The 25,774-nt window shown below is 70.8% G+C and carries 22 protein-coding genes; 6 read left to right on the top strand and 16 right to left on the bottom strand.

What is annotated here, in order from left to right:
• Positions 1 to 274: 274 nt before the first annotated feature.
• The 7 genes from cas2 to ABZ194_RS10315 form a co-directional block, all read right to left on the bottom strand.
• On the bottom strand, positions 275 to 538 hold the full coding sequence (gene cas2, locus ABZ194_RS10345; protein ID WP_355594499.1) for a CRISPR-associated endonuclease Cas2: 264 nt from the start codon (positions 536 to 538) through the stop codon (positions 275 to 277).
• 6 nt (positions 539 to 544) lie between these two features.
• Positions 545 to 943 carry a CRISPR-associated endonuclease Cas1 gene (gene cas1, locus ABZ194_RS10340; protein WP_355594497.1) on the bottom strand — a complete coding sequence of 133 codons (399 nt, stop codon included), beginning with the start codon at positions 941 to 943 and terminating at the stop codon, positions 545 to 547.
• 189 nt (positions 944 to 1,132) lie between these two features.
• A complete protein-coding gene (locus ABZ194_RS10335) occupies positions 1,133 to 1,753 on the bottom strand; it encodes a 2'-5' RNA ligase family protein (RefSeq protein ID WP_355594495.1) in 621 nt (206 codons plus the stop codon).
• Entirely contained in the window at positions 1,743 to 2,804 is a 1,062-nt protein-coding gene (locus tag ABZ194_RS10330; RefSeq protein ID WP_355594493.1) for a LuxR C-terminal-related transcriptional regulator, read from the bottom strand. Before ABZ194_RS10330 ends, ABZ194_RS10335 begins: the two co-directional genes overlap by 11 nt.
• A 113-nt stretch (positions 2,805 to 2,917) precedes the next feature.
• On the bottom strand, positions 2,918 to 4,264 hold the full coding sequence (locus ABZ194_RS10325) for a pitrilysin family protein (protein WP_355594491.1): 1,347 nt from the start codon (positions 4,262 to 4,264) through the stop codon (positions 2,918 to 2,920).
• The gene (locus ABZ194_RS10320; RefSeq protein ID WP_355594586.1) at positions 4,261 to 5,658 is read right to left on the bottom strand and encodes a pitrilysin family protein; all 1,398 of its coding nucleotides are present in this window, start codon (positions 5,656 to 5,658) and stop codon (positions 4,261 to 4,263) included. The genes ABZ194_RS10325 and ABZ194_RS10320 overlap by 4 nt, the downstream gene beginning before the upstream one ends.
• 5 nt (positions 5,659 to 5,663) lie before the next feature.
• The gene (locus ABZ194_RS10315; protein WP_355594489.1) at positions 5,664 to 6,605 is read right to left on the bottom strand and encodes an HEXXH motif-containing putative peptide modification protein; all 942 of its coding nucleotides are present in this window, start codon (positions 6,603 to 6,605) and stop codon (positions 5,664 to 5,666) included.
• Positions 6,606 to 6,912: 307 nt separating this feature from the next.
• Here ABZ194_RS10315 and ABZ194_RS10310 point away from each other — a divergent pair, with 307 nt between their 5' ends.
• Positions 6,913 to 9,201 carry an FdhF/YdeP family oxidoreductase gene (locus tag ABZ194_RS10310; protein WP_355594487.1) on the top strand — a complete coding sequence of 763 codons (2,289 nt, stop codon included), beginning with the start codon at positions 6,913 to 6,915 and terminating at the stop codon, positions 9,199 to 9,201.
• A gap of 37 nt (positions 9,202 to 9,238) precedes the next feature.
• On the opposite strand, the gene ABZ194_RS10305 is transcribed toward ABZ194_RS10310, so the two are convergent.
• The 6 genes from ABZ194_RS10305 to ABZ194_RS10280 form a co-directional block, all read right to left on the bottom strand.
• Positions 9,239 to 10,711, bottom strand: coding sequence for an APC family permease (locus ABZ194_RS10305; protein ID WP_355594485.1), 1,473 nt, complete (start codon positions 10,709 to 10,711; stop codon positions 9,239 to 9,241).
• A 16-nt stretch (positions 10,712 to 10,727) separates the two neighbouring features.
• Positions 10,728 to 11,546, bottom strand: a complete 819-nt coding sequence (locus ABZ194_RS10300; RefSeq protein ID WP_355594483.1) for an alpha/beta hydrolase — start codon at positions 11,544 to 11,546, stop codon at positions 10,728 to 10,730.
• Positions 11,547 to 11,601: 55 nt separating this feature from the next.
• Positions 11,602 to 12,474: a FadR/GntR family transcriptional regulator gene (locus ABZ194_RS10295; protein ID WP_355594481.1), complete on the bottom strand. Its 873-nt coding sequence runs from the start codon at positions 12,472 to 12,474 to the stop codon at positions 11,602 to 11,604.
• A complete protein-coding gene (locus ABZ194_RS10290) occupies positions 12,471 to 13,778 on the bottom strand; it encodes an ArgE/DapE family deacylase (RefSeq protein ID WP_355594479.1) in 1,308 nt (435 codons plus the stop codon). The genes ABZ194_RS10295 and ABZ194_RS10290 overlap by 4 nt, the downstream gene beginning before the upstream one ends.
• A 427-nt stretch (positions 13,779 to 14,205) precedes the next feature.
• Positions 14,206 to 14,574 carry a DUF488 family protein gene (locus ABZ194_RS10285; protein ID WP_355594477.1) on the bottom strand — a complete coding sequence of 123 codons (369 nt, stop codon included), beginning with the start codon at positions 14,572 to 14,574 and terminating at the stop codon, positions 14,206 to 14,208.
• A gap of 169 nt (positions 14,575 to 14,743) precedes the next feature.
• On the bottom strand, positions 14,744 to 17,155 hold the full coding sequence (locus tag ABZ194_RS10280; RefSeq protein WP_355594475.1) for a M4 family metallopeptidase: 2,412 nt from the start codon (positions 17,153 to 17,155) through the stop codon (positions 14,744 to 14,746).
• Positions 17,156 to 17,514: 359 nt separating this feature from the next.
• On the opposite strand from ABZ194_RS10280, the gene ABZ194_RS10275 reads away from it, so the two are divergent.
• Positions 17,515 to 17,961, top strand: a complete 447-nt coding sequence (locus tag ABZ194_RS10275) for a protein-tyrosine phosphatase family protein (protein ID WP_355594473.1) — start codon at positions 17,515 to 17,517, stop codon at positions 17,959 to 17,961.
• A 171-nt stretch (positions 17,962 to 18,132) separates the two neighbouring features.
• Here the strand turns inward: ABZ194_RS10275 and ABZ194_RS10270 are convergent, their stop codons facing one another.
• Together ABZ194_RS10270 and ABZ194_RS10265 are read right to left on the bottom strand one after the other, a co-directional pair.
• A complete protein-coding gene (locus ABZ194_RS10270; RefSeq protein ID WP_355594471.1) occupies positions 18,133 to 18,447 on the bottom strand; it encodes a molybdopterin synthase sulfur carrier subunit in 315 nt (104 codons plus the stop codon).
• A 139-nt stretch (positions 18,448 to 18,586) separates the two neighbouring features.
• Complete coding sequence (locus tag ABZ194_RS10265) at positions 18,587 to 19,699, bottom strand: FAD-binding oxidoreductase (RefSeq protein WP_355594469.1); 1,113 nt, start codon at positions 19,697 to 19,699, stop codon at positions 18,587 to 18,589.
• Positions 19,700 to 20,191: 492 nt separating this feature from the next.
• Here ABZ194_RS10265 and ABZ194_RS10260 point away from each other — a divergent pair, with 492 nt between their 5' ends.
• Positions 20,192 to 20,881, top strand: a complete 690-nt coding sequence (locus ABZ194_RS10260) for a gamma-glutamyl-gamma-aminobutyrate hydrolase family protein (RefSeq protein WP_355594467.1) — start codon at positions 20,192 to 20,194, stop codon at positions 20,879 to 20,881.
• Between the two features lie 34 nt (positions 20,882 to 20,915).
• On the opposite strand, the gene ABZ194_RS10255 is transcribed toward ABZ194_RS10260, so the two are convergent.
• Entirely contained in the window at positions 20,916 to 21,524 is a 609-nt protein-coding gene (locus tag ABZ194_RS10255; RefSeq protein WP_355594465.1) for an NAD-binding protein, read from the bottom strand.
• Between the two features lie 285 nt (positions 21,525 to 21,809).
• On the opposite strand from ABZ194_RS10255, the gene ABZ194_RS10250 reads away from it, so the two are divergent.
• The 3 genes from ABZ194_RS10250 (at position 21,810) to ABZ194_RS10240 (ending at position 25,524) form a co-directional block, all read left to right on the top strand.
• Positions 21,810 to 22,229, top strand: coding sequence for a hypothetical protein (locus tag ABZ194_RS10250; RefSeq protein ID WP_355594463.1), 420 nt, complete (start codon positions 21,810 to 21,812; stop codon positions 22,227 to 22,229).
• Positions 22,230 to 22,422: 193 nt separating this feature from the next.
• Positions 22,423 to 23,019, top strand: a complete 597-nt coding sequence (locus tag ABZ194_RS10245) for a CDP-alcohol phosphatidyltransferase family protein (RefSeq protein WP_355594461.1) — start codon at positions 22,423 to 22,425, stop codon at positions 23,017 to 23,019.
• A 3-nt stretch (positions 23,020 to 23,022) separates the two neighbouring features.
• Positions 23,023 to 25,524 carry a mannose-1-phosphate guanyltransferase gene (locus ABZ194_RS10240; protein ID WP_355594459.1) on the top strand — a complete coding sequence of 834 codons (2,502 nt, stop codon included), beginning with the start codon at positions 23,023 to 23,025 and terminating at the stop codon, positions 25,522 to 25,524.
• The last annotated feature ends 250 nt before the right edge of the window (positions 25,525 to 25,774 follow it).

Here is a 25,774-nt window from a genome sequence, read left to right as displayed (position 1 = left end):
CGCACCGTGCCCCTCATGGACAAGAGCTTTTCGATCATGCTTTTGCAGCGAACCTCCGGGGTTTTCCGCACAACCGGAGGTTCACTGCAAAACACCGCCTCCGGCCCGCACTGTTGCGCCAATCAACCTGCGTCTTTACCCTGGGGTTCTCATCGCCCCTACGAGGGGTCGCAACGGCTCCAGGAGGGTCCGGCGGGTTGAGGCCACGGGGGTGATAGCGGAAAACCCGGCGGGTCTGTTGCAAATCGGGGCGATCATCATGGGCTCACGGGTGTCACAGGATATCGCTGGGGGCGGGTTGAGTAATGCCCCATTCTTGGCGTTGGGGGGTTGTTCCCGGGGGGAAGGTGAAGACGAGGACGCTGTCGTATCCGGCGTCGATCACGTCTTCGACCTCGTGGCGGAACCTCCGGAGCTGTGCCGGGCTCAGCGCTCCCTCGAACGCGCTCCGCTGTACGTGATGGAGATACCGGCGGCACAGTCGCAGGATGGCCGCGTTGCGTTTGGCCAGGGTGTCGTAGACCACCACGACGTACACGACGTCTCACCACCAGATCTTGAACGGCTTGTACGGCGTGCCCTCCAGGCATGTGCGGGTGAGTTGCAGGGCCTCAAGGTAGAGCAGTTCGTCGTAGGCGACGTTACGGCCCAGGGCGCGGTGCTGGATGGTCACGGCCAGCTCGTCCCGGACGGTCTGCACCACGAGTTTGCGGCCCGCCTCGCTCAGCATCGCCTGGTTGACCTCGACATCGAAGTGGGAGGGTTTGAGCTGTCCCCGACCGGCGAGACGGAGCAGCAGCCGTTCGGCGAACAGGGGTTTGAACACCTCGGCCAGGTCGAGGACCAGGGAGTGGCGCTGCCGTTCCATGGTGCTGTGCAGGAATGCCACCCCCGAGTGCAGCGGGGTGAGCCGTATCGCCGACAGCAGGCGCGCGTAAACCAATCACCTCAAAAGACTTACCTAATTGCAATCAATATCACTCTCTGTGTTTATGAACACACAAAGAGTGACTAGTCAGAGGGGGGGCGGAATGAATGAGACAAGGTTCCCGATGGGGTACGGGCAAGGCGCGATGGCCCCTGGAATACACCTTCCCTACACCGGGGCCGCTGCTTTTCTGTGCCGGATGTGTCACTTAGCCAGGGGCGCGGTGGCGAAGGTTTCCCACTCGTACATCCGGCGATCCCGCCCCAGCACGATCAGCTCCGCACTCCGTATCCTTGCCGTCGCGGGAGTAGCCTCGACTGCGTCCAACGCAGCGGAGATCGGTTCCATTGGGCCTTTCGCGTTGCTGTAGGCGATCGTCACGTGCGGAGCGAAGCCTTCCGCCTTTTCCGGAACATGCGACCACACGTCACCAATCGCAGCTCGGATCGCGGCCCGTACGGCTGCGGGCGGAGCGGCGGGGGCCGCTTCCCAGCGGATCGCTTCAGAAGTGATCTGCGGACGATTCAGCTCCAGCGCGAATGCGGGGATCTTGGCCAGGCGAGTGGCCGCAGCCTCAGCGATTACTCGTGCGTCCTCCTCTGTCACTTCATCGACGAACCCCAATCCCTGCATGGTCAGGTGCAGCCATTGGTTCGGGACCAAGTCCAGGCCCGCTAAGCTGCTCAGACCTTTCCGGTACTGCTGCGCGATCCGGTGAACGTCCGGTGCGTCACCGAACGTCAGGTGCCAGGTGTAGAACCGGCGCCCCTCCCTCCATCCGGGCCGCCACCACCAGTGATCCGCCATCCGCTGTTCATTGCTCATACTGTGATCCCATCAGATCGAACTGTCTCCCCACGGGAGGGCAAGAATCCGCGGGGCTGAAGCCCCGGGCGACGGCCCGTGCGCCGGCCTGGAAACGGCTCTGCGCGTCCAGGCGGGAGAGCAGGTTCGAGGCGATCCGGCGGGCCGTGCGCACCGACACCCCCAGCCTCCGCGCGATCATCTCGTCGGTGTGGCCCTCGCCCAGCAGCTGGAGCACCTGCCGTTCCTGGGCGGACAGGCCCTCGTCGTCGCGCCGCCGTGCCGAGCCCAGCGAGACGGCGTTCTTCCACACGGAGTTGAACAGCGCGACCAGCCCGCTGAGCACGCCGGGGCTGGAGATCTCCAGGGCCAGGGAGGCGCTGTCGTCGTTGTCGACCGGTACCATCGCCAGCCGCCGGTCGACGATGAGCATCCGCACCGGCAGCGTCGGCGTGGTCCGCACCTCGCTCCCCAGCTCGGTGAGCCACTGGGCGTACTCCAGGGTCGGCTGGTCGTTGCGTACGCTGTCCAGGTAGACCGTCCGCAGCCGCACGCCCCGGGCGATCGCCTCGGCGTCCAGGGCCCTGCTGGCCTCCAGGCTCGCCGCCGACTGCGCGCCGTCCGGCGTGAACGAGCAGGCCTCCCACACGCAGGAGTCCGCCAGCTCGCGCAGCCGGGCCCGGATCGCCTCGATGCCCTCCACCCGCCGAACCTCGGGCCCCGGGTTCTTCGGCCGGGACTCGGCGTGTTTGGCCAGCAGCGTCTCGAAGGCGGCCCTGCTCTCCTCGATCTCCTGCTGGTGGCGGGCCACCTCGGCGTGGCGGCGGGCCAGCAGCATCGACAGGCCGACCTCCGGGCTGACCGGCCGCGGGGGCTGGGTGCCGGACGCCGGCGCGCCGGACGGCGGCGTACGGAGCAGGGACATGCGTGCCAGGTCGTTGAGCGCCTCGCGGACCTGTCCGTCGTCGAGGCGGAGAACGCGACCGAGGTCCTCCACACCGGCCTCGGGAAACTCAAGCATCGTCAGATACACGGATTCAGCGAGACGGCTGAGTCCCAGTGCCTCGAACATCGCGCTCCCAAAGGATCATGGCGTCCTCAGAATGTAATCGATCCAATCAGCCTCACTCAAGTTTCAATGGAGAAAATTCCGACTATGTCATTTCATGTTAAAATAATTCACCATTAGATAGGTGATCCCTGCCTGATCTCGACAGGGGTGACCGCCGCGATACCCCGCCCAATCCGCTCGATGTCGCCGAGCACCACTCCCGAGGCGTGGCCCGGCCCCAGATAGGTCACGGCGACCCGGTGCACGTCCTCGACCGTCGCCGAGGCCAGCCGTTCGGCGTGCAGCGCCAGATAGTCCAGCCGTAGCCCGAACCCTGCCAGCGTCCCGGCCAGCCCGGCCAGCCCCGCCTGGGTCGCCATCCCCACCTGCAGGGTGCCGACGGCGTACCGCCGCGCCCGCTCGACCTCCGCGGAGCTCGGCGGCAGCGCGGCGATCCGCCCCAGCTCGTAGAGGGTCTCCACCAGCGCGGGCGCGGTCACCTCGGTGGCCACGTTGGCCGAGAGCATCACGGCCGACCCGCCGAGCGAGTGGTCGATCACCGAGCTGGGCCCGTACGAGTAGCCCTTGTCCTCGCGGAGGTTCTCCATCCAGCGGGAGCAGAAGTAACCACCGAAGATCAGGTTCGCGAGTTGCAGGGGGGCGTTGTCCGGATGGTCGCGGACCGGGGCGGGCAGCGCGAGCCGCATCGACGACTGCACCGCGCCCGGCCGGTCCATCAGCAGCAGCGGTCCGGGCGACGGCGGCGGGGCGGCCGGCATCCGGGTGTCCCCGCAGCTCCCGGTCCACCGGCCCAGCCGGTGGGCCACGAGCTCGACGGCGTCGTCGGGGTCCAGGTCGCCGACCAGCACCAGGGTGGCGCCGCCGGGGCACATCCGCCGCCCGTGCAGGGTCCGCACCTCCTCGGCGGTGACCGCGTTCACCCGCTCGGGCCCCGGGGTCTCCACCGCGTACGGATGATCACCGTAGAGCCGTTTCAGCAGCTCGGCCCTTGCCACGTGCGACGGCTGGCTCAGCGCCACCCGCGCCCGGTCGGCGAGTCTTCCCCGCTCGACGGAGACCTCGTACTCGGGGTAGGCGGCGTCGCCGAGCACATCCGCCAGCACCTCCAGCAGCCGGTCCAGTCTGGAGGCCAGGCAGTGGCCGCTGACCAGCCAGCGGTCGGGGTCGGCCCTGCCGCCGAGCGTGCCTCCGGCGGCCTGCAGCTCCACGGCGATCTCGGTGGCGGACCGGGTGCCCGTGCCGGAGAACAGCGTCTGGGCCAGCAGGGCGCCGGCCGCGACGTCCACCAGGGCCATCGGCACCCAGAGGCGCAGCTCCACCAGGGGCGCGGTGCGCCGGGCGATCGCCACGACGGTCAGCCCGCAGGGAAGCACCGTCTCCGCCCGGACGGGCAGGGCGAGCGGGGCCGCGGGGCCGAGGTCGGGAAGGGCGTGCTCGCGCCCGTTCGCGTCGGCGCTCATCCCCGCCTCCCCGCGACGACCTCGATCGAGGCCCGCCGGTGCGGGCGCAGCTGGGCGGCTGCGGCCGTGACCTGGTCGGGGGTCACCGAGGTGAGCAGCGCGGGCAGCTCGTTGAGCAGGGCGGGGTTACCGCGCTGCAGTTCCAGTACGGCCATTCGCACCCCTCTGTGGATCACCGCGTCGCCCTGGCGGAGCAGGAGCGTGATCATCCGCGCCCGCACCCGTGCCAGTTCGCTCTCCGGGAGCCCGCCGTCGGCGAGCCGGTCAAGTTCCTCGTCCGCCGCCTTCAGCGCACGCTCCGCCGATCCCCCGGCGGGCAGGTTCGCCTGGAGGAGCAGCACCGTGGGATCGTACGCGTCGAAGGCGTCGCCCATGAAGCCCATGTAGCCGCTGACGCCGGTGGCGAGGCGGTCCTTGAGGATGAGCCGTTCGACCAGCCGGGAGGAGACCCCGTCGGTGAGCACCTCGGCCAGGACCACGTACGGCAGGTAGCCGGCGAGGTCGGCGACCGGATCCGGCACCCGCCAGGCGGCGGCGACCATCGGCGTCGGCGCGGCCTCGTCCACGTAGGAGCGGTGGCGTCCGCCCGCGGGGCCGGGCCGGCCGGATCCGGACAGCCGGGCCTCCGGCCGGCAGGGGTCGGGAGGGCCGGGCCGGTGCGGGGCGCGTCCGGACAGGCCGGGCTCGGACAGGTCGGGGCGGGGCGGGGCGGGCCTGGCGGGAACGTCGCCGAAGTGCCGCTCCACCATCCGCCGCGCCTCCTCGGGGGAGAATCCGCCGGTGAGGCTCAGCACGGCGTTCCCGCAGGCGTAGTACCGGTCGAAGAACTCCGCCGCCTCCTCCACCCCGGCCGCCTCCAGGTCCTCGAAGGAGCCGTAGCCGTCGTGCGCGTTGGGGAAGGTGTCGAACATCACCGGCGGGAGCCTCAGCCAGGGGAAGCCGCCGTAGGGCCGGCCGAGGACGTTCACCCGGATCTCCTCCTTGACCACGTCGACCTGGTTGCGCAGGTTCTCCGGGGTGAGCCGGGGCCCGCGCATGCGGTCGGCCTCCAGGAACAGCACGCGTTCCAGCGCGTGGGCGGGCACCGTCTGGACGTATTCGGTGTAGTCCAGGTGGGTGGAGCCGTTGAAGGTGCCGCCGGCTCCCTGCACGTGCCGGAAGTGCGCGAGTTTATCTAGGTTCGCCGAGCCCTGGAACATAAGATGCTCGAAGAGGTGGGCGAAGCCGGTGCGGCCCTCCGGTTCCGAGCGGATGCCCACGCCGTACACGACGGCGACCCCGACCACGGGGGAGCCGTCCTCCGGTGCGAGCACCACGCGCAGGCCGTTGCCGAGCGTGAAGCGCTCGATCCGGTAACCGGTGCGGGGGACCGCGGCGGGCTCCCGGGCCGGCATCCGCGTCACGCCCCGGACCGCAGGGCGGTCTCACGGGCCAGCAGCTCGGCGAAGTAGCGCTCCCCGGCGGGCGTCCAGCGGGCCCGGTCGCCGAGCACCCGCAGGGTCTGCGAGAGCCGGTCGAGGGCGTCCTCGCGGCGGCGCCGCGCCTCCTCGGGCGCGCCGGGCTCGCGGCACCATCGGTCCAGGCCCGTCGCCATCCGGGCGAGCACGTGCGCGGCGTGGGCGATCCCGCCGATGGGCCGGGGGTCGGGCCGCAGCGGATGGGCCGCCACCTCGGCGGTGTTCGTGACGAACACGGTGAAGGCGTTGCGCAGGTACAGCGAGTGGTGCCCCGACTCGTGGAGCAGCATCTCGAAGCAGGCGGGGACGCTGTCCAGGAAGCCGACCCCGGCGTACACCGCGCCGAACGTCTCGCGGAGCGTCGCGGACCGGAATCCGGCCCCGTCGACGTAAACGATCACACGGACCAGCGTGTCCAGCTCGGCGGCGGCCTCCGGCCAGACCCTGCGGAGGACGCCCGCGGCCTCCTCGACGCGCGCCCGGACCGGGGCGATGGGCACCTCGGCCGGCCCGAGGGTGTAGCTGTCGTCCACCTTCCCGACGTCCCGCGCCAGACTCGCCAGGCCCTCGTGGCACCACGTCTGCGGCGTGCCCGCCGCCAGATGTTCCCGCGGGGGTACGGCGAGGCGGCCCCGCTCCAGATCCGACATGATCTCGGAGACATCCAGGTCCGCCTGGTCCGCCCCCGCTCGGCTGACGGCCCGCGCAGCCCGGACCGTCCTCGGGTGCAGCCACCGTATCGGCGGGCACCCCACACCGAGGTGGGCGCACAGCTTCTGGGCGAGGTCGTGGCTGTAGATCTCGGTGAGACGCCGGACGGCACGCGGATCGGCTTCGAAGAGGGTGATCTGGCCGTGCAGGTCGATCGACGTTCCCGTTGACATGACGCCCCTTTGCGACCGCTGGAGTGGATGATCTCCCGCCCAGTTTTCCCGGTCGGCACCGGCCCAGGAAGTGGTCAGTTCCTGCCGTCCGCACCTCCGGGACAGAACCGGCCATACCCCTCGCCTACCTGTCACTTCAACATGAAAGACTTCAAGGTGGCGGAAAGAGGGCGTGTGGTGGCGGGCTTCCGCGCCCGCGCCGTGGACAGGACACCGGTACCCGGTGAGGATCGGGCCGGAGCGTGCCACGACCGCCCGTCCCACCGGGCGGGCTACGAGCACACGTGATCGGGAAAGAGGTACCGGGATGGCCAGGAAGGCTCCGCGCGAGGACGTCACCGAGGACGGCCTGGAGGTCGGCCCGCCCAAGGAGTGGGCGGCGGGTGTCCCGGCGGTGACCCGGTCGCTGCTGATGTCCTACGCCCAGATGGGCGCGGGCCGTACACTCCTGACCCTGGCCCGCGTCAACCAGAAGGACGGCTTCGACTGTCCGGGCTGTGCCTGGCCCGAGGGGGAGCACCGCAGCCCGGCGGAGTTCTGCGAGAACGGCGCGAAGGCGGTGGCCGAGGAGGCCACCACCCGCAGGATCACCCGCGACTTCTTCGCCCGGCACTCCGTGGCCGAACTGGCGGCGCGCACCGACTACTGGCTGGGCCAGCAGGGGCGGCTCACCGAGCCGATGCACAAGCCGGCCGGATCCGACCACTACGTACCGGTGACCTGGCAGGAGGCGTTCGCCGTCGTCTCCCGGGAACTGCGCGCGCTCGCCGACCCGGACGAGGCGCTCTTCTACACCTCCGGCCGCACCTCGAACGAGGCGGCGTTCGCCTACCAGCTCCTGGTACGCCGCTTCGGCACGAACAACCTGCCGGACTGCTCCAACATGTGCCACGAGTCCAGCGGTTCGGCGCTCACCCAGACCCTGGGCATCGGCAAGGGCACGGTGTCACTGGAGGACCTGCACCAGGCCGACCTCGTCTTCGTGGTCGGCCAGAACCCCGGCACCAACCACCCGCGCATGCTGTCGGCGCTGGAACGGGCCAAGCGGAACGGGGCGCGGATCATCGCGGTCAACCCGCTGCCCGAGGCCGGGCTGCTCCGCTTCAAGAACCCGCAGCGGCCCTCAGGGATGATGGGATCCGGCACCACGCTGGCCGACCGGTTCCTGCAGATCCGGCTCAACGGTGACCTGGCGCTCTTCCAGGCCCTGTCGCGGCTGCTGCTGGAGGCCGAGGACCGGGCGCCCGGCACGGTGGTCGACCGGGAGTTCGTCGAGACCCACACCCACGGCTTCGACGACTGGGAGAAGAGCGTCCGCGACCTCGACTGGGCGGACGTCGAGGAGGCGACCGGGCTGGACCGGCCCGCGATCGAGGACGCGGTGCGGGACGTGCTCGGGGCGCGATCGGTGATCGTGTGCTGGGCGATGGGCCTCACCCAGCACAAGAACTCCGTCGCCACCATCCGGGAGGTGGTCAACTTCCTGCTGCTGCGCGGGAACGTGGGCAGGCCGGGCGCCGGGGTCTGCCCCGTGCGGGGACACTCCAACGTCCAGGGCGACCGGACCATGGGCATCTACGAGAAACCGTCGGAGGGCTTCCTCGACGCGCTCCGCGACGAGTTCGGATTCGAACCGCCCCGCCGCCACGGCATGGACACCGTGGAGGCGATCAGGGCGCTGCGCTCCGGGGAGGCGAAGGTGTTCCTCGCGATGGGCGGCAACTTCGTGTCCGCCACGCCCGACACGGCGGTGACGGAGGCGGCGATGCGGCGCGCCCGGCTGACGGTGCAGGTGTCGACCAAGCTGAACCGCTCCCACGCCGTCTGCGGCGCGGAGGCGCTGATCCTCCCGACGCTGGGGCGCACCGAGCGCGACGGCGACCGGTTCGTCACGGTCGAGGACTCCATGGGGCTGGTCCACGCCTCCCGGGGCCGGCTCAAGCCCGCCTCCGCCGGCCTGCTGCCGGAGGTGGCGATCGTCTCCCGGCTGGCCCGCGAGATCTTCGGCGCCGACCCCCACGTGCCGTGGGAGGAGTTCGAGCACGACTACGACGCGATCCGCGACCGCATCGCCCGCGTGGTGCCCGGATTCGACGACTTCAACGCCCGCGTCCGCGCCCCCGGGGGGTTCGCCCTGCCGAACGCCCCCCGCGACGAGCGGCGCTTCCCGACCGCGACGGGCAGGGCCAACTTCACCGTCAACGAGCTGGAGGTGCTCCGCGTCCCGCCGGGACGGCTGCTGCTCCAGACGGTCCGCAGCCACGACCAGTACAACACCACGATCTACGGCATGGACGACCGCTACCGGGGGGTGAAGGGGGGACGCCGCGTCGTCTTCGTCCACCCCGGCGACCTGGCCGAGCGCGGCCTGGCCGACGGGGACACGGTGGACCTGGTCGGCGAGTGGCCCGACGGGGAACGCCTGGCCGAGGCGTTCCGCGTCATCGCCTACCCGACGGCGCGCGGGTGCTGCGCGGCGTACTTCCCCGAGACCAACGTGCTCGTGCCGCTGGACTCGGTCGCGGAGACCTCCAACACCCCCACCTCCAAGAGCGTGGTGGTCAGGCTCAGCCGCCGCGCCCCGGCCGGCGGCTGACCTCCCCGGCGGCGAGGCCGACGCCGCCGGGGACCGGTCAGCCCGCCGTCCGGGCGGTGCCGGGCCCCCTCCCGTCGCCGGCGTCGTCGGCCTCGCCGACGAGCAGGTCGGCCGCGCGGGCCATGACCTCGGGGCGGCGGCTGCGCAGCACCAGCATGTAGACCACGCCGACCAGGATCAGCGCGACCGTCAGCAGGGGCAGGTAGCTGTAGGGCGCGTCCTGGCCCGGCTGGAAGTCGCCCCAGAAGGGGATGGCGAGTACGGCGACACCGACGATCGGGGAGATGAGCCGTGTGAACACATGACCCCGTTCGCCGGCCCGGCGGTCCTTGAACCACTCCACCACGAGTGCGATGTTGGTCATCACGTACATCAGCAGGAAGCCGATGGTCCCGTAGGTGCCGAGGAAGCTGGAGGCGGTACCCGAGTCGGTGAACAGGGTGGAAAGCGCCCCGATCGCGACACTGGGCACCACGAACGCGATGGCCGCGATCCAGGGCGTGTTGAACCTCGGGTGCAGCCGCGCGAGACCGCGCCACCACAGGCCGCCCCGGGCACCACCGAAGATCACTCGGGAGGTCTCCAGGTTGGCGGCGATGTAGGAGCTGGTGATGCTCGACATGAACACCCAGGTGACGATCACCGCGATGAACGGCACGAAGACGTGGCTCGCGGTCACGAACGGGTTGGCGTCCTTGGTCATCGCGTCGATGTTGTCCGTGCCGAAGGCGATCACCAGGGCGTAGGAGCCGAGGACGTAGACCAGGCCGCTCACGAACACGTTGGAGAGCAGCGCGATCGGCACGTTCCGCCGGGGGTTCGCGGTCTCCTCGGCGAAGGGCGCCGCCGCCTCGAATCCGCCGTAGGCGAGCACGGTGAGCGAGAGCGCCAGGGCCAGCGTCTTCGGGTCGGTGACCCCGTCCAGGGTGAAGGGCAGCAGGCTGAGGCCGTTCTTCCCGCCCTGGATGAGGACGCCGATGATGAAGACGGCCAGCACCACGATCTCCACGACGTAGAGCGCGATCGTGGTGCGCATGCCGAACTTCAGCCCGAGGATCGCCGGCAGAAGCACGATCACGCCGTAGCCGATCGTGATGAGCGCCGTCGCCCCGCTGAACTGCGGGCCGCCCAGGATGTTCTCGCGGATGTAGTCGCCGACGAAGACGTAGATGCCGCCGAAGGCGATGATGTAGCCGAGCAGGGCCACCACCCCGGCCACCACGCCCATGGGCGCGCCCAGGGCTCGGGTGATGAAGGTGATAAAGGACCCTGAACTTGGATATTTACGGGAAAACTGCGCGAAGGTGTTAGCGGTCGCGCCGATCCCGAACATGGCGATGAGATAGACTAGCGGAGTGGACACCCCCACCAGTCCGGCTACCAGTACTGTGCTGAAAAGGATGTTGAAGAACGGGCCGACCTGCGCCAGGCCCGGCATCATCACCCCCAGGAGACCGAGCTTGCGGTGCTCGAACTCCTCCTCGTTTTCGAGGGTCGGTTGCTGTGACAAGGTGGTGCTCCCTGCTTCATCCGGCCGGTGAGTCGGCGCGGCGGTGCTTGGTGAGGAACTGGAGGAGTGCGGCGTTGAACTCCTGGGGGTGCTCCCACAGACATGCGTGACCCCCGCGAGTGGTCGCCCACTCGGCGTCCGGGATGGCCTCGCACAGCCGGCGGGAGAGTCTGACCGGGATGAGGATGTCCTCCTCACCGGCCTGCACCAGCGTCGGGACGGTGATTCCCGGCAGCCGGTCCGTCGTGTCGTGCCGCTGGATGACGTTCAGCTGGGACAGATAGGCCTCGACCGGCCAGGGCATGGCGGCCATCTCGGTCTCGAATTCCGCGAGATCCGCGGGGCGGGTCTCGAAGAAGTCCTGGGTGAACGCCCAGAGCGTCACCTCGCGCATGATGAACGGCACGCCCTTCACCGGCGCGAGTTCCTCCCACCCCTTGAACAGGCGGGAGCAGAAGGGGCCCGGTTCGGCGTAGGTGCACGACAGCACGAGGGATCGCAGGTCGGCGCCGTGGTTGATGGCGTACTCCTGGGCGATCATGCCACCCATCGAGGTGCCCATCAGGTGGAAGTCCGTGACGCCGAGACGGTCGACGAGCGCCTTGGTGTCATCGGCGAGCATCCGGCTGGTGTAGGCGCCGGCCGGCTTGCTCGTCCGGCCCACGCCCCGGTTGTCGAAACGCAGGACGCGGTAGCCCGCCTCAAGGAGAGCCGGGACCTGGTAGTCCCAGGTCGTCAGGTCGTCGGCCAAGCCGTTGACCAGGACGATGGTCTCGGGCCCGTCTCCTTCGAGCCGGTAGTTGATCTCAATGTCGTTGACCGCCGCGACTGGCACGGGGATTCCTCTCTGTCGGGCCGGATGGTGGGTCGGGGGTGTCGGGCGGGTGATCTCAGGTGGGCTCACCCGGGTGGGGCTCCTCGTCGCGGATCCGCGCGACGAGGTCGCGGAGCGTGGACTCGGTGGTCAGCGTGAAGTGCTGGGCCGCGATGGTGCCCGCGGCCTGGTCACGTCCCTCGATGATCGCCTCCGCCAGCGCGGCGTGCTGGTCCAGCGCGGCCCGGCGGAGGTCGAGGTTGTACGGTTCGCTCCGGAAACCGAGGTTGACCGCGTCCCGCATGCGCTGGCTCAGCTTCACCAGGTAGGGGTTGTGGGTGGACCGGGCGATCGCCAGGTGGAGGGCCTCGTCGGCGGCGCGGGACGCCTCCCGGTCGTCACCGGCCTCGCGGTACGCCCTGAGCGCGCCCTCGATGGCGGCCACGTCCTCGCCGGTCCTGCGGCGGGCCGCCACCCCGGCGATCATCTCCTCCACGCAGGCGCGGCAGTCGAGCATCTCCTCCATCGACCGCCAGGTCGGCAGCAGTGTCCTGCGGATCTTCTGCGGCGAGTTCGGGCCCCAGGCCGTGGCGACGAAGGCGCCCCCGGTGCGGCCCCGCCGTACGGTCACGTAGCCCTCCGCGGCCAGGCGCTGGATCGCCTCCCGGACCGACGAGCGGCTCACCCCGAGCATCGCCGAGAGTTCGCGTTCGCTGGGCAGGCGCTGACCGGGCACGAAACCGCCCAGGGCGATCGCGGTGACGAGCCGGTCGGCGATCCGCTCCCCGGCCGAGGGCATGTCCAGGGGCTGTAGCAGCGCGTCGATGCCCGTCGGCTCGGCCTCGACGAAGATCTCGGCGAACAGGTCCCCGGTCGCCGGCGCCTCGGAGGATCCGGAGATCTCGGCGGAGGGGCCGCCGGGCGGGGTGGGGGAGTCGGTCGTGGTCACCGGGCGTCCTCACGCTCGTGGTGCCGGAGGCGGGTGTCCTCCGACAGCAGGGTGGGGATGAGGCGGGCGAGGGTACGGGCACCCGCGACGATGCTCGCGAGCTCCACGGCCTCGTCCACACCGTGCATGTTGCGCACGTTCGGTCCGTAACAGAGGGCGGGGCGGCCGAACTGGTTGAGATAGAAGCGGGCGTCGGTCGTGGACCCGATCGCGTAGGCGCGCGGGACGGTGCCGTGCGCGGCCCGGTGCGCGGTGGCGACCGCGGTGACGAGGGGGTGGCCGGGGTCCAGGGAGTAGCCCTCGGCCCTGAAGCCCGAGGGGCGGACGGTCGGCGGGTGCTCGGCGAGCCAGGGATCGGACTTCGCCTCCCGGAGGATCGCCTCGCGCACCGTCTCCTCGGCGCGCGCCGGTGACCAGGACCGGGGGAATCCGATCCGGACCGACGCCCGGGCGCGGGCGGGAACACTCGACGTCCAGTCGCCCGAGGACACCTTGCCGATGTTGATGTTGTAGGGGTGGGCGATCGAGGCGAACACCGGGTCGGCGGTCTCCTCGTTCAGCCGGCGCTCGAAACGGCGCAGGGCGTCGAGGAGCAGGATGAGGGAGGCGACCGGGTTGCCGGAGCGGTCGGCCACCTCGGCGTGACCGCCCGCCGACCCCACCTCGACGTCGACCCAGAGAATCCCGATCCCGGCCACCAGGATGTCGAGACCGGTGGGCTCCATGAGCAGCACGTTGTCGCCCAGGATGCCGGCACGTCCGGCGGCGAGCGTCCCGTGGCCCGTGCACTCCTCCTCCACCACGCTGAGGAAACCGAGCGGCCCCGGCAGGCCGACTCCGGCCCGCCGTAACCCGTCGATCGCGAGGGCGGCCATCGCGAACCCGCTTTTCATGTCGCCCGCGCCCCGGCCGTACAGCCAGCCGTCGCGCCGGACGGGCACGAAGGGGGAGGATCCCCACAGGTCGGCGTCCTGGGCGGGCACCACGTCGATGTGCCCGTTCAGCAGCAGCCTCGGAGCGCCGTCACCGCCGGTGGCGCCGTAGACGTCGTGCTGACCGGTGTAGGGGATCTGCGGCACACCCGAGGCGGGGTCGTCGGTGATCGAGGCGGGGATCGGGACGCTGCGCACCTTGAAGCCGAGGCGGGCGAGCTCCTCGGCGACCACCTCCTGCGCCCCGGCCTCCTGACCGACGGTGCTCGGCGCCGCGATCAGGCGCTCCAGGAAGCCGAACGCGTCTTCGGCGTGCCGGGTGACGGCGTCGTCGACCCGTGTTACGTCCCGCTCGGAGAGCGCGCCCCTCATGGAAACCCCGTCTCGCTAAATGGTCCAAAGTTCAGGCTATTAATCCATGGGCTGGGAAGGGTCGTCAAGACGTCTCGGCCGCGGACTTCGACATCGGCCGACGAAGCCGCCTTCGACCCCGGCCCCGGGACCGCGCGGTCCCCCCCGCGGTGGCCCCGCAGGGCGGCACGGAGTCCTCATGGGTCGGAGCAGGGTCCACGCGGGCCGGGGGGAGGGAAAACACCCGCCGTCGGTGATCGGCTCGCGCCCCGGTGGCGGTCCGGAGATGTGGGTGGCGATATGAGCGGCGGTGGGGCCGGTCGCACGGGTATCCCGCGGGCCGGCGGAGGCGGCGGCGTCACCGGATGTCTCCCCGTGACGTCGGTGTCTCACCCGTGCCGACGGCGGGGCGAGGTGGCGGACGAGTGCCGGAAGACCCCGCCGGGGTTCAGCGCCGGGCGCTCGCCGTGAGCCGGTCCCGGAGAAACTCCCTCAGCACCACGGCGTTGTTGTGCTCGGTGTCCTTCGCCCCGTAGAGGAGGGTGACCGGCCCCTGACGCGCGGCCTCCAGCAGCGGGCGCACCGCGTCCGGTTTCCCGTCCAGCTCCCGCCGGTAGCGGAGGCGGAACTCGTCGAAACGCTCCGGGCGGTGCCCGAACCAGAGCCGCAGTTCCGGCGAGGGGGCGACGTCACGCGCCCATCCCGCGAGCTTGAGATCCTCCTTGCGGACGCCGCGAGGCCAGATCCCGTCGACAAGGAACACCGCCCCCTCGGTCGGCTCCGTACCGTACGCCCGGCTGATGATGATGTCCCCCATCTTGCCTGCCTACCCAGGATCTCCCGCGCCTACCCAGGACCCGTACGCCGCGAGGCGGGTGCGACCACGTGCCGTCCGCGTCACACGTCGGCACCCGGGAGGCGTGATCGGGGGCCGGGTACGACGCGGCCCCGGTTCCCTGGGGAGGGAACCGGGGCCGCGGGGGAGGTCAGGAATTGGTGATCTTCACGTCGTCGACTCCGGCCTCCAGGAGGCTCGGGGTGGAGGTGTCGGCCGCCTCGATCAGGATGCGGACCGGCTGCCCTGCGAAGCCGGAGAGGTCGGCCGTCGCGGCCCGCCAGGCACCGGCCCGGTTGGAGGCGGCGCCGAGCTGCTGGAACACCACGCTGTTCGCCGAGCCGGACACCACACGGACCCGGAGGTAGTCGCCGCTGCCGGAGTTGTTGAGGTGCGCGAGATACCAGGAGAACGACAGGGTGGGCGTGCCGCCGGGAAGTACGATCTCGGGTGAGCGGATGCTCGTCACCCCGCCGTCGACATCGTGGTCACCGGGGGAGACGCCGGCCAGGCGGCCGGTGACCAGCCCGTTGGTTCCGCTGACGGTCGTGCCGAGCTGGAGGGCCGTGGCACCCGAGGCGGTCGCCTCGGGGTCGCCGCGCTCCCACGCTCCGCTGACGGCGGTGTCGGTGCCGGAGGGGTTCGCCGCCCAGCCGAGGCCGGTCTCGAAGGTGTCGCCGAAGACGGCGCCGGCCGTGGAGCCGACGGTGAGCCCGAAGGTCGCCGTCCTGTCGACGCCGGTTCCGTTACCGGTGACGATCACGTTGTAGGAGCCGGGCGCGGTATCCGCCGGAACCGAGATCGTCAGGGTGGAGGAGCCGCCCGAGGACATCGACGCCGGGTCGAAGGAGGCGGTCGCGCCGGTGGGCAGGCCGGACACGGAGAACGCCACGCTCTGCGCGCCCCCCGAGGTGGTCTGGGTGCTGACCGTCGTGGCCGCCCGCCCGCCGGGCTGCACGTTCGCCGAGGCCGGGCTGAGCGTCAGCGAGAAGTCGCCGGCCGCCGCGCAGCCGGTGGGCTCGCCCGCCGCGGCCGGGACGTTGACCGCGGTCCAGGCGGCCCTGGTCACGTTGAACTCGTTGCAGGATCCGGGGAAGAGCTGGATCGCGGCCTCCAGTGAGGCCTTGCGGACGAGCTGGTGGGTCCAGGTCGTGGTCTTGCGCTGCAGCGCCCCCATGAAGATCTGTCCGGCCTTCTGGATGCCGAGCCCGGCGACGGTGGAGTTGTCGCAGGTCGGGCTGACCGGCTGGCCGTCGGTCGGGTTCGTGCCCTGGGAGAGCAGGTAGAACCAGTGGTTCTGGACGCCGGCTCCGGCGTGCACCTCCAGGTTCGGAACCGAGGCGGAGTAGCAGTCGGGGTGACCGGCGATCTGTGACGGCTTGTGCATGTAGCGGATCGGCCCCCTGCCGACCAGGTCGACCCCCTCGCCGACGCTGAAGTCCGGCGGGTCGTACTGCGCGGGCTCGTTGGCGTAGTACTCGGTCAGCGCCCCGAAGATGTCACCGGTGGACTCGTTGAGGCCGCCCTTCTCGTTGCCGCCGTTCGAGCCGCCGGGCGTGGTCTGGAAGACGGCGTGGCCGTACTCGTGGGCCACCACGTCGATCGGCGTCGCCTGGCGGCCGCCGTCCTGGGAACGGCCGAAGTTGGTGTAGCTGCCGTTCCAGTAGGCGTTGACGTCGGGCAGGCCCACCCGGGCCGGGAAGCCGCCGCCGATGCCGTCGATGCCGTCGCGACCGAGCCAGTCGCGCAGCATGTCCCACTCCTGCTGGGCCGCGTAGAGCGCGTCCACGCAGGCGGTCTCCAGGTCGGTCCCGGAACCGTTGCCCCAGACGTCGGTGACGCCGGTGTAGGCGTAGCCGTCCTGTTCGCCGCAGCCGAGGCCGTTGCGGACCGGGTCGGTCATCGAGTACGAGCCGCCGGAGCCGCTCGTGCCGATGGTGACCGGGCCGTTGTAGTAGCTCGTCCCCTGGCCGTCCATGACCTCGTCGGACTTCTCCACGACCTTGCCGGTCAGGGCGTCGACGAAGACGTGCAGCCTGCTCTCGCGGCCTCTGCTGGTGCCGCTGACGACGACCTCGTAGGCGAGCCGGCCCGAGCTCTGAGCCATCACCGACAGCTTCGGCGTGGAGACCTGGGCGGCCTTGTCGATCTCGGCCTTGGCGATCTCCGCGGCCCGCCGCGCCCGCACCTTCGGGGTGGTTCCGACGTTCAGCCTCTCGGTCTGGGCGATCGATGTGCTCAGCACGCCGCCGCTCGCGTTGGTGACGACGACGAAGTCACCGCCGTGGACCGGCAGGCCGGAGTAGGAGCGGGTGTAGGAGACGTAGGTGAGCCCTCCCCTGCCCGCGACGGCGTCACGGCGGAGGAAGCGGTCCTTGGCGGATGCCCGCAATGCGGCCGGCCGGGCCTCGACCAGGCGGTCGGCCGACTGGGCGGCGGCGACGGGAGGAGCGGTGGGCGGGGCGGGAGCGGTCAGTCCCGAGGCTCCGGCCGATGCGGTGGACAGTGCCACGACCACGCTTGTCGAGGTGGCCACTAGCGCAAACGCGAGAGAGCTTCTCACGCGGTGCTCCTTCTGATGAGCGACGGGCCACGGTCCGATGCCGGTGGGGGATCACGACCCGTCGGATGAGCGGGATACGAGCCCGTCGGCGCGTCCACGGATGCCATGTGCTTGTGACCATGCGCGGTGGGGCGGAAGGGCCCGTTGGTTCTGATGGGGCTGATCCGCATTTGACTCTCTTCGCAGAGTTGTGTCAATATTTCAATCAATAGTGTGAAATTCACGGTTTATGAGTGAATTTGTTACCCGCTGCGCCGTGCCGGTCCGGCGTGGTGAAGGCGGCCCGCGGTCGCCGCGCCGGCCCTAACCCGGAGGGAAGGTTCCGCCCGGGTGTCCTATGGCGTTGCTAGGCTGACGCGATGGGCATCACCTGGGATTCGGAGGGTTCGGGTGTTCTGCGGTTCCCGTCGGGGCGATTGATACGGGGACGAGGATTGCGCCGGCCGCTTCCTCCCGGGCCCAAGCCGGCCTTTGGGATTTATCTATTGGGACGCCGGCCGCCGGATGTCGAGTGGGAGAGCCGGTGGGTGCGCTGGCCGGACTTCTGGCTGCCGTCGAACCCGGGCGCGGCGGCGGAGGCGCTCCGGGAGGCGTGGGAGCGCGCCGAGGGCGAGCGGGTGGAGATCGCCTGCTCCGGGGGGCGAGGGCGGACGGGAACGGCGCTGGCCTGTATGGCGGTGCTCGACAGGGTGCCCGCGGGGGAGGCGGTCGCCTACGTCCGGGAGCATTACGCCCGGCACGCGGTGGAGACCCCCTGGCAACGTCGCTTCGTCAGTCGCTTCGACCCTGGGGCGCCGTTCATGTAGCCGTCAGGCGGCCGGCTGCCGGGCGACGGCGCGGAGGGTGTGGACCACGGCGGTGCGGAGCGGGTCGAGCAGGTTCTTGCGGGCGCCGCGGTGGCGGGCCCGGCGGTCTTCGGCGGCCGATGCGCGATCACCCCCAGCGCCTTACACGGGGGATGTCACACGACCGGCGCTCTAGATCCGGCTGAGGGCGGGCAGCACGTAGATCTCGGCGGCCGGAGGCAGGGCACAGTCGAGGCCGCCGAGATCCCGGGCGTTCTCCCCGCAGACGAACACGCTGATGTGGCGGCGGACGTCTCCGCGGTCGTCGCGGATCCGCCGCTCCAGCGACGGATGCGTACGGCGGAGCCTGTCGAGGGCGGCGCCCAGCGTGGGGTGGCCGCCGTCGCGGTCGGCGACGGCGAAGAGGCGGACCTCCACCATGTCGCCCGCCCAGGGGCCCAGGGCGGAGGGGAGCACGAACCTCACGAGCGTGACGGGCCTGGCCATCGACCATCTCCCTCCGGATGCGGTCTCATGCTGCCATGTCGCGACCTGTCCCGTCCCGGGCCCGGCGAATCACGCGGCGGGGCCCGGGACGGCCGGTCAACCGGCCGGAGCCGGCCCGGTGCCGAACCTGGAACGGTCCTCAGCGTTCGCCGGGGACGAGGTCTCGCCGGATGTCGGCGGACGGCACCCCGTTCCGCTGGAGCCTGCGGACCGTCTCGTCGACCATGGCGGCGGGACCGCAGACATAGACCTCGTGGCCGTTCCAGTGGTGGAACCGTTCCATCACCTCGGGCACCTGCCCTCGCACGCCGTCGTAGCGGGGGTCGCGCGAGACCACGGGCACCACCCTCAGCCAGGGGAAGTCCGACTCCATCCTGGTCAGGTCGGGAAGGTCGTAGAGTTCGCGCGCGGTGCGCGCGCCGTGCAGCAGGTGGACCCTGGGCCGCCGGCCCGACTCGATCACGTGCTCCAGGATGGCCTTGAGCGGGGCCAGTCCGGTGCCCCCCGCCACGCACAGGATGTCGCGCCCGGAGCCCGAGGGGGTCATCGCGCCGAGCGGGGAGCCGAGCGTCAGGGTGTCGCCGACCCGGGTGTGCCCGACCAGGGTGGTGGAGACCCAGCCGCCCGGAACCGCCCTGACGTGCAGGCGGATGGTGTTGTCCTTTCTGGGCGCGTTCGCGATGGAGAACGCGCGCCAGACCCGGGGCCAGCGCGGGGTCTGCACGTTGACGTACTGGCCGGGCAGGTACGGCAGGCGTTCGCCGGTCCGCAGGGTGATCACGGCGATGTCCGGGGTACGGAGTTCGTGGTCGATCACCTCGGCCGGCCACCAGGCGGGGGAGTCCGATTCCGACTCCGCCGAGTCGATCATGATGGTGGCCGCGGCGCTGTACGCGGCCACCCACGCGGCCTCGATCTCGGGGTTCCAGATCTCGGCGGCGAAGCGCCGGACCGTGGCCAGCAGCGCGTTGCCGACGGCGGTGTAGTGCTGGGCGACGACCCCGTACTTGCGATGGTCCCTGCCGAGCCGGTTGAGGAAGGGGGACAGGCTGTCCGGGCTGTCGAGACTCCAGACGATCCTGGTCAGTGCGCTGAACAGGCGGTCGCGCTGGATGTCCATCGCCGGCGGGAACATCCCCCGCAGGTGCGGGCTCTCGGCGAACAGGCGGCCGTAGAAGTACGCCGCGGCCTTGTCCGCGACGGGTTCGACGACGGCGAAGCTTTCCTTGACGAGACGCGGATTCAAAGACATGGAATAGAACCCACCCTAATCGACCGGACCGAAATCCGGTCGCGCAGATCAACCTCCTGACGGCTCCGGGTGAAGAGCGTCCGGCGGCCCCGGCGCACCAGAACGCTCAAATTTGAGTCTTCCATCACCTTGTGGGGGTCACAATGGTTTCTCGGCAATATGATAGGGGTTAAAACTATCTGTAATTGATATGTGATTTTGAGTGACCATGTCATTGTGTGGTGGTAGAGCTGGGCGAGTAAAGGTGACATTTACTCGCGACCCATGATTTATCCGCTCTGTGGATCTCTGTCGTGCCGCTCCGCGGGGGTGCCCGGAGGTCGGTCAGCCCGGTCCCGGACGCCGGGCCGGCTCCAGGTGAGACGACACTGATATCCGAAATGCGTGACATAACCGAAATGATGTACGCCATGATGGGGGAGCTGCTGGAGATGGGATGGGTGCCGCCCGGAACAGGAGGCACCGCGTTCCGCATGGCCCTCTGGAGAACGCATGTCCCGACCCTTGATTGGTATAACCGCCTACCTTGAGGCCGCCCGCTGGGGCGACGGAGTCCGTGAGGCCGCCCTGTCGCCACCCTCCTACGCCCGCGTGGTCGAGAGGGCGGGCGGGGCCCCGGTGCTGCTGCCCCCGCTGAACCTCGGAGGCATCGACGACTACGTACGGACCCTGTCCGGCCTGATCCTCGCCGGGGGCGGCGAACTGGACCCCACCCTGTACGGCGCGGCCCACGAGGAACGGGTCGAGGAGCCGCAGCCCCATCGCGACCGTTTCGAGCTGGCCCTGGCCCGTGCCGCCGTCCGGGCCGGTCTGCCGCTGCTCGCCGTCGCCCGGGGCATGCACGTCCTGAACGTCGCCCAGGGCGGCTCCCTGATCCCGTGGCTGCCCGACGAGGTCGGGCACGACCGCCACGCCGAGGCCGGCCGTACGCACCTCGTCCAGATCAGCGTGTCGAGCAAGGTGGGCAAGGCGATGGGCGACCACGCCGAGGTGGTCGCGTCACACCACCAGGCGGTGAAACGGCTCGGCGCGGACCTCCTCGCGGTGGCGTGGGCCGACGACCAGATCGTCGAGGCCGTCGAACTTCAGGGACACCCGTTCGCGGTCGGCGTCCAGTGGCACCCGGAGCGCACCGAGGACAACCGGCTCGTCGAGGCGCTGGTCGAGGCGGCCGGGCGCTGACCGTGGCGGCCGGCCGCGCCGCCCGCCCCGGTCCTCAGGCGGGCTCGGCGGGGGAGGTCCGCGGCCTGCGCGCGTGATAGACGAAGGCGGGGGGAAGGTTGCCCCACACGGTCCTGCCCGCGACGACCTCCTCGAAGGTGTCGTGCAGACGCCGCCGGAAGCGCCGCGCGGGCCGCATGCGCTTGGCGAAGCTGTAGGCGAAGGTGGTGAAGGCCGCGTTCGGCCCCATGATCGCGGTGACCGCGTTCAGCAGGCCGGCCTGCGTCTCCTCGGAGAACGCCGCCCAGGGCAGCCCGCTCACGATCGCGTCCGCCCGGTCGAGACCGCGCTCCCGCAGCAGCTGAGGCAGCCGCGCGGCATCGCCGACCACGACGTCCACTCCCGGATGCCGGGCCGCCAGAAAGGCGGCCAGCCTCGGATTGATCTCAACCGCCAGATGGTGCCCCCGGCCGGCCAGCCGCCGCTGGATCTCCCCGGTGAACGCCCCCGTTCCCGGACCGAGCTCGACGACCACGGGGTCGCCCCTATGGGGGACCGGGGTGGTCACTGTCTCGGCGAGCCGCTGCGAGCTCGGCGCCACCGCCCCGACGGTCCCCGGGGAACGTAGCCACTGCCCCAGAAAGAGCGTGGTGTCATTGGTCATGGTGTGAAGGGTAGATGCTGAATCGAGCGTGTGACCCAGCCATTCGGCCGATTTCGCGGCCGTTCGGAGGAGGATCCGCCCCCTACCTCAGGAGGAGGAGCCCTCCCCGCGGTCCGGTCATTTTTTCCCCATGATTCGACCGTGAACCTCCGCGGCCCGGCGGGCGGTGCGGCGGCGGTGAATCCACCACGAGGCGGATCGGGCGGTCAGCCCCCAGGCTGACGACCCGGCGGGTCACCCGTGGCCACGATGTGTTCATCGATCACCACAGGAAGGACACATCTCATGCAGGAGGTCATCTCCCAGGTGCCCGCGTCCCAGGGCCCCTCTGTCTCCGCGGGCCTGCTGTACGGCCTGCGCGTCCTGGTCACCGCCCAGGCGGTCGCCCTGGTCGTCGCGGCCTCCTTCGCGGGCCAGGCCGTGCGGGGCGGGGCGGATCCGGCCGAGACCCACGTCATGGCCGGGATGGTGGTGCACCTGATCGCACTGCTCCAGGTCGTCGCGGCCGTGCTGGTCTGGCGGCCGGGCCGGGGCGCCGGCTGGCCCGCCCTGGCCAGCCTCGGCCTGTTCCTAGTGGGCATGGGCCAGCACTTCAGCTGGGACCTGCTCGGCGCCCACGTGCCCAGCGGTCTCACCCTGTTCGGTCTCACCGTGGCCGTGCTGGTCTGGGTCTGGTCGCCGCGCGCCGGGGTCCGCCGCTCCTGACCCGCCCAGCCCCCGGCACGCCCCGCCCCCGGGCGGGGCGCCTCCCCGCCTCCGTGCCCCGGGCGCGGCGCTCCGGCCCCACCCGGGCCCGCGTCCCCGGGCCCCGGTCTCCGCCGGGTCCTTCCCGGCCACCTGGCGGGCACCGCGATCCGACGCAGTAGGGTCGGCATCAGGTCCGGGGAGGGAGGCACGGGTGGAGCCGGAGGCATCGGCGGCGGAAGACCGCGTCTGGACGGTTCCCAACGCGCTGAGCCTGGCCAGGCTGCTCGGCGTGCCGGTCTTCCTCTGGCTGGTGCTGGGCCCCAAGGCCGACGGCTGGGCGGTCGCCCTGCTGATGCTGGCGGGCTTCTCCGACTGGCTCGACGGCAAGATCGCCCGCGCGTGGAACCAGACCAGCAGGCTCGGCCGCCTGCTCGACCCGCTGGCCGACCGCCTCTACATCCTGGCGACCCTGTTCGGGCTGGCCATGCGCGAGATCATCCCCTGGTGGCTGGCGCTGGCGATCCCGCTGCGGGACGTCATGCTGCTGGGCATCCCGCTCGTGCTGCGCCGTCTGGGGTACGGCCCGGCGCTGCCGGTCCACTTCCTCGGCAAGGCCGCCACCGCCAACCTGCTCTACGCCTTCCCGCTGCTCTTCCTCGCCCACCACGACGCCTGGTACGCCGACCCGGCCCGGATCGTGGGATGGTCGCTGGCCATCTGGGGCACCGGCCTGTACTGGTGGTCGGGGGTGCTGTATTGGGTACAGGTGCGTCAGCTCGTCCGAGGAGCCAGACGCATTAAGAGGTGATGTGTGAAGGCCGTCGTGATGGCGGGCGGGGAGGGAACACGGCTCCGGCCCATGACCGCGAACCAGCCCAAACCGCTGCTACCTGTGGTCAATCGGCCGATCATGGAGCATGCGCTGCGCCTGCTGAGACGGCACGGGTTCACCGAGACCGTGGTGACCGTGCAGTTCCTGGCGCCCCTCGTCCGCAACTACTTCGGCGACGGCGACGAGCTCGGCGTGAGCCTGTACTACGCCACCGAGGAGACTCCGCTCGGCACCGCGGGCAGCGTCGGGAACGCCGCCGACAGGCTGCGTGACGACCGCTTCCTGGTCATCTCCGGTGACGCGCTCACCGACATCGACCTGACCGACATGGTCCGGTTCCACCGCGAGAACGGCGCCCTGGTCACCATCGGGCTCAAACGCGTGCCCAACCCTCTGGAGTTCGGCATCGTCATCGTGGACGACCGCGGCCGGGTGGAGCGCTTCCTGGAGAAGCCGACCTGGGGCCAGGTCTTCTCCGACACCGTCAATACCGGCATATACGTGATGGAGCCGGAGGTTCTCGACGAGATCGCCGCGGGCCTGCCGGTCGACTGGTCGGCGGACGTCTTCCCCCGCCTGCTGACGCGCGGCGCCCCGCTGTACGGCTACGTCGCCGACGGATACTGGGAGGACGTAGGCACCCACGAGAGCTATCTCAAGGCCCAGGCCGACGCGCTGTCCGGCCGGGTCGAGGTGGAGATCGACGCCTTTGAGGTCTCACCGGGCGTCTGGGTGGCCGAGGGGGCATCGGTGGACGCCGACGCCGTGCTCAAGGGGCCGCTCTACATCGGCGACTACGCCAAGGTCGAGGCGGGGGCCGAGCTGCGCGAGTACACGGTGCTCGGCAGCAACGCGGTGGTCCGCGGGGGCGCGTTCCTGCATCGCGCGGTCATCCACGACAACGTCTACGTGGGGCCGGGCGCCCACCTGCGCGGCTGCGTCGTCGGCAAGAACACCGACCTGATGACCGGGGTCAGGATCGAGGAGGGCGCCGTCGTCGGCGACGAGTGCGTCATCGAGGCCGAGGCGTACGTCTCCTCGGGCGTCAAGGTCTATCCCTTCAAGACCATCGAGGCGGGGGCGGTGATCAACACCAGCCTCATCTGGGAGCCGCGCGGCCAGCGCAGCCTGTTCGGCCCGCGCGGGGTGTCCGGCCTGGTCAACGTGGAGATCACCCCCGAGCTGTGCGTACGGCTCGCCGGCGCCTACGCCACCACGCTGCGCAAGGGCGCCTCGGTCATCACCTCCCGGGACTCCTCCAGGGCCGCCAGGGCGCTGAAGCGGGCGGTGATCAGCGCCCTGAACGCCAGCGCGATCAACGTGCTCGACCTGGAGGCGGCCCCGCTGCCGGTCGCCCGTTTCCACACCGCGAGGGAGAACGCGGTGGGCGGCATCGCGCTGCGCACCACCCCCGGTGACCCGCAGAGCGTGGACATCGTCTTCATGGACGAGCACGGCGCCGACCTGTCCCCGGCGGCCCAGCGCCGGCTGGACCGGGTCTTCTCCCGCCAGGAGTACCGCCGCGCGTTCCCCGGGGAGATCGCCGAGCTCGGCTTTCCCGCCAGGGCGATCGAGGACTACACCCACGAGTTGCTGCGCCGCGTGGACGTCGACGGGGTCCGCGACGCCGGGATGAAGGTCGTGGTGGACTGCGCGGGCGGCACCTCCTCGCTGGCGCTGCCCAGCCTTCTCGGCCGGGTCGGCGTGGAGGTGCTCACCGTCAACAACCGGCTGGACGAGGCGTCGCCCGCCGAGACCCTCGCCGAGCGCCGCCGTGCCCTGCAACGGCTGTCGGAGCTGGTCGGCTCCTCCAGGGCGGCCTTCGGGGTGCGGTTCGACCCGGTGGGGGAGCGGGTCGCCCTCGTGGACGAGACGGGTCACCTGATCAGCGAGGAGCGTGCCCTGCTGGTCGTGCTGGACCTGGTCGCGGCCGAGCGGCGCGGTGGCCGGGTGGCGCTGCCGGTCACCACCACCCGGGTGGCCGAGCAGGTCTCCCGGTTCCACGGGGTGCGGGTCGAGTGGACCTCCACCGCGACCGACGCGCTGACCGCCGCCGCCGGGGAGCAGGGCATGATCTTCGCCGCCGACGGCCGCGGCGGCTTCGTCGTGCCGGAGTTCGGTCCCAGGGTGGACGGCATGGCGGTTTTCCTGCGCCTGCTCGGCCTGGTCGCCAGGACCCGGCTCTCGCTCAGCCAGATCGACGCCAGGATCCCGGAGGCCAGGCTGCTGCGCCGTACAGTCCCGACCCCCTGGGCCGCCAAGGGGGCGGTGATGCGCTCGGTCGTCGAGGCCGCCGAGCGCTACCGGATAGACACCACCGACGGGGTGCGGGTCGTCGCCGAGGACGGGAGCTGGGCGCTGGTGCTGCCCGACCCGGCCGAGGCGGTCACCCACCTGTGGGCCGAGGGGGGCGACGCCGACTCCGCGCAGAGCCTGCTGGAGCACTGGGCCCGGATCGTGGAGGAGGCCGCGGCCAGCTGACGGGCCGTCCCGGCGGGTGCATCCGGGGCCCGCGGGAGTCCCGGCGGGCGGATCCGGTCCCTCTCCGGCGGGCCGAGTGCGAAAACCCAGCGCGGCGGCATGGACCCGGGACGCCGACCGGCGGTAACTTTGTCACCGACCGAACCCGCGGTCGAGCGTCTACCTTGATCTTTGCGTCTCATCGGTGTATGTTGCGGCATTCGCAGTCTGAGCAAATACGTGAGAAGCGATGATAGCGAGGCGCGCATCA

The sequence above is a fragment of the Streptosporangium sp. NPDC006007 genome (assembly GCF_040614315.1).
GTDB lineage: Bacteria > Actinomycetota > Actinomycetes > Streptosporangiales > Streptosporangiaceae > Streptosporangium.
Note: the sequence above shows the minus strand (reverse complement) of the source record. Positions and strands in the feature narration are given on the sequence as shown.

What these genes read in the sequence shown, in the direction of transcription:
- ABZ194_RS10335 (WP_355594495.1), bottom strand. Translation starts at nt 1,753, where the DNA reads ATGAGCAATGAACAGCGGATGGCGGATCACTGGTGGTGGCGGCCCGGA.
- ABZ194_RS10330 (WP_355594493.1), bottom strand. Translation starts at nt 2,804, where the DNA reads ATGTTCGAGGCACTGGGACTCAGCCGTCTCGCTGAATCCGTGTATCTG.
- ABZ194_RS10325 (WP_355594491.1), bottom strand. Translation starts at nt 4,264, where the DNA reads ATGAGCGCCGACGCGAACGGGCGCGAGCACGCCCTTCCCGACCTCGGC.
- ABZ194_RS10320 (WP_355594586.1), bottom strand. Translation starts at nt 5,658, where the DNA reads ATGCCGGCCCGGGAGCCCGCCGCGGTCCCCCGCACCGGTTACCGGATC.
- ABZ194_RS10315 (WP_355594489.1), bottom strand. Translation starts at nt 6,605, where the DNA reads ATGTCAACGGGAACGTCGATCGACCTGCACGGCCAGATCACCCTCTTC.
- ABZ194_RS10310 (WP_355594487.1), top strand. Translation starts at nt 6,913, where the DNA reads ATGGCCAGGAAGGCTCCGCGCGAGGACGTCACCGAGGACGGCCTGGAG.
- ABZ194_RS10290 (WP_355594479.1), bottom strand. Translation starts at nt 13,778, where the DNA reads ATGAGGGGCGCGCTCTCCGAGCGGGACGTAACACGGGTCGACGACGCC.
- ABZ194_RS10285 (WP_355594477.1), bottom strand. Translation starts at nt 14,574, where the DNA reads ATGGGGGACATCATCATCAGCCGGGCGTACGGTACGGAGCCGACCGAG.
- ABZ194_RS10275 (WP_355594473.1), top strand. Translation starts at nt 17,515, where the DNA reads ATGGGCATCACCTGGGATTCGGAGGGTTCGGGTGTTCTGCGGTTCCCG.
- ABZ194_RS10270 (WP_355594471.1), bottom strand. Translation starts at nt 18,447, where the DNA reads ATGGCCAGGCCCGTCACGCTCGTGAGGTTCGTGCTCCCCTCCGCCCTG.
- ABZ194_RS10265 (WP_355594469.1), bottom strand. Translation starts at nt 19,699, where the DNA reads ATGTCTTTGAATCCGCGTCTCGTCAAGGAAAGCTTCGCCGTCGTCGAA.
- ABZ194_RS10260 (WP_355594467.1), top strand. Translation starts at nt 20,192, where the DNA reads ATGTCCCGACCCTTGATTGGTATAACCGCCTACCTTGAGGCCGCCCGC.
- ABZ194_RS10255 (WP_355594465.1), bottom strand. Translation starts at nt 21,524, where the DNA reads ATGACCAATGACACCACGCTCTTTCTGGGGCAGTGGCTACGTTCCCCG.
- ABZ194_RS10250 (WP_355594463.1), top strand. Translation starts at nt 21,810, where the DNA reads ATGCAGGAGGTCATCTCCCAGGTGCCCGCGTCCCAGGGCCCCTCTGTC.